Below are 1,075 nucleotides of genomic sequence, written 5' to 3' on the forward strand. Positions count from 1 at the left end.
TTTTTTCTACCAGTATTCGGCATCTGAGTTCTTATCGCGTGACTTCTGTTCAGACTTTATCTCTTCCCATCTTCCCTCTCCCACATCCCTAACCCTTCCAGCCGTCCCTCTCCCACATCCCTAACCCTTCCAGCCGTCCCTCTCCCACATCCCTAACCCTTCCAGCCGTCCCTCTCCCACATCCCTAACCCTTCCAGCCGTCCCTCTCCCACCCAAGAGCCGTTAGCTTTCCTTGACGTCCAGCAATACCTCGTTATGTCGCAGGAACCAAGGCTTGAAAGGAGGGTCGAAGCGCGCGAATCTGGGCGCACTGATCGGTGTCAGATCAGCCAACTGAAGGGCCCCGGTCAGCGCAACCGTATGGCGCTCAAAGGCCGCAGCTGATCCATTGCCTGTGAATCGTGCAACGGCAGATAAGGCCCCTGGCACCTCACGGATTTTGACCTTGGGTTCTTTTGGCACCGGAGCAGTCTCCGCTGTCAGCCCCGCCGGCAAAACGAAGGCGACAGCGTAGTCCCCGTCCCTACCATCCGGGAGGGGTCCGCTCTGTAGGACCGGCGCCGTCACAGCCAGTTTCTCTGACGTTCCGCTCTCCTGAATGACAGGCGCGGTCATGGTCAGCTTCTGCCTGGTGGTGTTGCTGCCGCTGATGTAGTTGAAAAGATAACGGAAGGCCTCGTTCCCGGCGCGATCAAAGGCCGCGTGAACTTCCACCTCCGCGAGAACATGCGCGGGATACCGACGCAGTTCGAAGTGGGGATATTGCTGGACCAGATCGTACGGCTGCTGTTCAGTCATGATTCAACCGACCTTATGCCGACAGGGCTCGAGCCGCCAGAGCATTGGAGGTGACAGAGGGAACCGCTCAAGCACGCGGGACGTGGAAGAGGGAACCGCTCAAGCACACGGGACGTGAGAGAGGGAACCGCTCAAGCACACGGGACGTGAGAGTGCCCCTATGTTTTTCGTCAAGCGGTTGCGGGTGTTGGGGGTTGGTAGAGGGTGCCGTCGCGGAGCATGGCGTAGAGGGTATCGCAGCGTCGTCGTGCCAGGGCGATGAGTGCCTGGTTGTGGC

The 1,075-nt window shown here is 59.3% G+C and carries 1 protein-coding gene; it reads right to left on the reverse strand.

Features of this window, described 5'->3' with window-relative positions; all coding sequences use genetic code 11:
* Nucleotides 1-222: 222 nt before the first annotated feature.
* Nucleotides 223-798, reverse strand: coding sequence for a heme-binding protein (locus tag HP499_RS24515; RefSeq protein WP_172326609.1), 576 nt, complete (start codon nt 796-798; stop codon nt 223-225).
* Nucleotides 799-1,075: the final 277 nt, after the last annotated feature.

It is taken from the genome of Paenarthrobacter sp. CM16 (assembly GCF_013179505.1).
Lineage (GTDB): Bacteria > Actinomycetota > Actinomycetes > Actinomycetales > Micrococcaceae > Arthrobacter.

What these genes read in the sequence shown, in the direction of transcription:
- HP499_RS24515 (WP_172326609.1), bottom strand. Translation starts at nt 798, where the DNA reads ATGACTGAACAGCAGCCGTACGATCTGGTCCAGCAATATCCCCACTTC.